The organism is Halomonas sp. 3D7M (assembly GCF_014897885.1).
Lineage (GTDB): Bacteria > Pseudomonadota > Gammaproteobacteria > Pseudomonadales > Halomonadaceae > Vreelandella.
Map to the genome: position 1 here is coordinate 1 of NZ_JABUZF010000093.1, position 3,603 is coordinate 3,603.

At 56.8% G+C, this 3,603-nt stretch carries 3 protein-coding genes; 2 read left to right on the top strand and 1 reads right to left on the bottom strand.

Annotated elements, in window-relative coordinates; genetic code table 11:
• Positions 1 to 60: 60 nt before the first annotated feature.
• Positions 61 to 1,020, bottom strand: a complete 960-nt coding sequence (gene tal / locus INT22_RS03655) for a transaldolase (RefSeq protein WP_193067714.1) — start codon at positions 1,018 to 1,020, stop codon at positions 61 to 63.
• 336 nt (positions 1,021 to 1,356) lie between these two features.
• Here tal and rpiB point away from each other — a divergent pair, with 336 nt between their 5' ends.
• Positions 1,357 to 1,842 (top strand): ribose 5-phosphate isomerase B, encoded by a 486-nt coding sequence (gene rpiB, locus INT22_RS03660; RefSeq protein ID WP_193067715.1) that lies wholly within the window; start codon positions 1,357 to 1,359, stop codon positions 1,840 to 1,842.
• Between the two features lie 85 nt (positions 1,843 to 1,927).
• On the top strand, positions 1,928 to 3,603 hold a 1,676-nt coding region (locus INT22_RS03665; RefSeq protein WP_193067716.1), incomplete at its 3' end, for a dihydroxyacetone kinase family protein.

The following is a 3,603-nucleotide window of genomic DNA, read 5'->3' on the forward strand; positions in this document are numbered from 1 at the left end:
TGGCATTGGCCAGCTCAAAACGGGTTGGCATATCAATGTTCCTGTGCAGTGTTCTTATGATCAATGGGAAGAGGAGAGGCGCTCGGCGATCAGGGCTTCAAGATGCGCCTGATCCTCAGCAAAGCGGCGGATGCCCTCGGCCAGTTTGTCGTTGGCCATGGCATTCTGGTTATGCCCCCAACGAAACTCGGGTTCTCCAATTGGTGCCGGGCGCGCGCCCTGGCCGCCTTCCTCGGCAATCGCTCTGGTCACTTCCCCCTGGGTGCCTGCCAGCTCCTCCAGCAATGCAGGAGAAATCGTCAGTCGCGGGCAGCCTGCCAGCGCCAAAACCTGTCCTGTTGTGCGGAAACTTGCCCCCATCACCACGGTATCGTAGCCACCCTGGTTGACCCGTTGACAGACTCCGCTCACAAACTGTACGCCAGGGTCTTCCTCGGGGGAGTATTTCTGGCCGGTCTCCTTCTTGTGCCAGTCGGTGACCCGGCCCACAAAGGGCGAGACCAGAAAAACACCGGCATCAAAGCAGGCTTGGGCCTGGGCATCGCTGAATAGTAGTGTCAGGTTACACTGGATACCTTCACGCTCCAGCCGCTCGGCGGCGCGGATGCCTTCCCAGGTGGAGGCCAGCTTGATCAGCACACGATCTCGCCCTACGCCGCGCTGGTCGTAGTATTCGATCAACTCATGAGCTTTGCGGACACTGGCCTCCTCATCAAAGGAAAGGCGTGCCGCGACTTCCGTGGATACCCGCCCCGGCACCACCCTGGCAATTTCGCTGCCCATGGCAACGGCAAGCCGATCCACGGCCTGCTCGGCCTGAGCCTGGCGCCCACCACTCTGGGCTCGGAGTGCCGCCAGCTCCGTATCGATCAGCGGCTGGTAATCGGGGAGCTCGAACGCCTTGAGAATTAGAGAGGGGTTGGTGGTGGCATCCTGGGGCTTGTAGCGCCGTATAGCACTTAGGTCGCCTGTATCGGCGACGACCAGGGAATGGTGACGTAAGGAATCAAGCTGTGACATGCGGTCTCCAGTGCTTTGTATTTATGAACCGATGGTGATCAAATGATTGTGTATTTGATTGCTATTTGTCAAACAATCCTGACTTTGCAAGTGATTTTGAAGATAGACTAAAGGCTTATAAATGATAAAAAAAATCACTTTAATTTCAAAAAAATGATTAATTACAGTGTTTTATTTTTAATTAGTGCTTCGCGTTGAACGGTTCTATAACTTTTGCTGGTGATCGATCTCATGATCAGCATGTTTACAAATGCTCGCTTAGTGGTAGATTGGCTTTCATCGGTCAGTACGCAAGGCCGGGATTGACCCCCCTACAATTATTAATGGAGAGCATTCATGTCTGACGTCAACACGAAGCCTGCTTTAAAAGTCGCCATCGGAGGTGATGAGGCAGCCTTCGAGCTCAAGAAGGTCCTGGTCCTTCATTTGCGCGATCTTGGCTATCAGGTTGAGGATTTTGGTACTTTCAATGCGGAGCCTATTCTTTATCCTGACGTGGCCTTTGAAGTGGCGACGGCTATCCGGGAGGGGCGGTTTGATCGCGGTGTCCTGCTATGCGGCACTGGCATCGGTGTTGCCATGTCGGCCAATAAGGTGCCGGGAATTCGTGCCGCCCAAGCGCACGACACCTACTCTGCTGGCAAGGCGCGCACCAGCAATGATGCGCAGATTGTCACCCTAGGGGCTCGCGTCGTGGGGGCGGAGTTAGCCAAGGAGATCGTCACGACCTTCCTCGCTAAATCATTTGCTGGCGGAGCTTCGGCGTCGAAGGTGGAAAGAATCAAGGAGTATGAGTCGCGCCTAGATGGTGCAAGGCACTGACTCTCGTCAATCAACAACAATTATAGCTAGTCGGTGGCTAGCCCTATGGGCACCGGCTGGCCTTTAACTAAAGAGGCACGTTTCCATGACACGCTTGTTCAATGACCCTAGTGACTTCCCTGAAGAAGCCCGCCTCGGGCTGGTGGCCGCTCATCGCGACAGATTGATGGCTGTGCCTGGCGGGGTTGTGCGCAGTACTCGTAGCGAACCTGGCACAGTGGCGGTAGTGATTGGGGGAGGGGGTGGGCACTACCCGACCTTCGCTGGTCTGGTTGGGCAGGGTCTTGCCCATGGTGCTGTCATGGGTAATCTGTTCTGCTCGCCTTCGGCACAGCAGGTCTATTCAGTGGCCAAGGCGGCGAACAACGGCGGTGGCGTCTTGTTGACCTTTGGTAATTATGCAGGTGATGTTCTCCACTTTGGGGAGGCGCGCGAAAGATTGATTGCAGAAGGTATTTCCTGCGAAATTGTGACCATTACCGATGACGTGGCCAGCGCGCCACTCAGTGAAATCGACAGGCGGCGTGGCATTGCTGGCGATCTAACCGTTTTTAAGGTCGCCGCTGCGGCTGCCGAAGAGGGTGGCAATCTGGACGAGGTCGTGGCCGTAGCGCGCGAAGCTAATCATCGCACGCGCTCCTTCGGTGTTGCCTTCGATGGCTGTACCCTACCGGGTGCGAGCGACGCACTGTTTCACGTACCTGAAGGCAAGATGGCTATTGGTCTGGGTATTCATGGTGAGCCGGGGATTGATGAGGCTGATGTGCCAACTGCTAATGGGTTGGCGGAGATGCTGGTTGCCCGACTTCTCGATGAGCTGCCGGAGGGGGTGAGTATTGCGGGCGCCCGAGTGGCGCCGATCCTCAACGGGCTGGGTACCATCAAATATGAAGAGCTCTTCGTGGTTTATCGGCGCGTGGATGAGCTGCTGTGTGAAGCTGGATTGCGGATCGTCGAGCCAGATGTGGGAGAGCTGGTCACTAGCCTGGATATGGCGGGCGTGTCACTGACGTTGCTATGGCTTGATGACACTATGGAGCGACTTTGGGTGGCGCCAGCAGACGCGCCGGGTTACCGCAAGGGTAGTGTGAGGCGCGCCGAATCAATTGATGTGTCAGAAATGGAAATTGTGGCTCAGGATGAGATACCCGTTGCCAGTCAAGCCTCCAAAGAGTTGGCGGGCGGCGTGGTGGCGGCCCTTGAGGCGCTTGCCAAAACGGTTGATGAAAATGCCGAGATGCTTGGGCGTATTGATGCAGTCGCCGGTGATGGTGATCATGGTATCGGAATGCAGCGGGGCAGCAAAGCTTGCCTGGAGGCAGCCAGGCAAGCTCAAAGTGATGGCGCGGGTGCCGAAACCGTCCTGCGCTTGGCAGGCGCGCGCTGGGCTGACAAAGCGGGCGGCACCTCTGGAGCAATCTGGCGAGTGATCCTCACCTCGGTTGGCGAGGCTCTGGGCAACGAGTACCCGCTGGATGCAAGGCGCCTGGCAGCGGGAGTCTCGGCTGCCAGTGACAATGTCATGAGTTTCGGTAAGGCTAAGCTCGGTGATAAGACTCTGGTCGATGTGATAGTGCCGTTTTCAGATGCCCTGTCCGCATCGGTGGTATTAGGAGATGGGGTTGTTGTCGCCTGGGAGAAGGCATCTAGGCGGGCAGAAGAAGCTGCTGAGGCCACTGCTGAGCTGTTGCCTAAGGTCGGGCGCGCAAGGCCGCTGGCCGAGAAAAGCCTGGGCACCGTGGACGCCGGTGCCAAGTCACT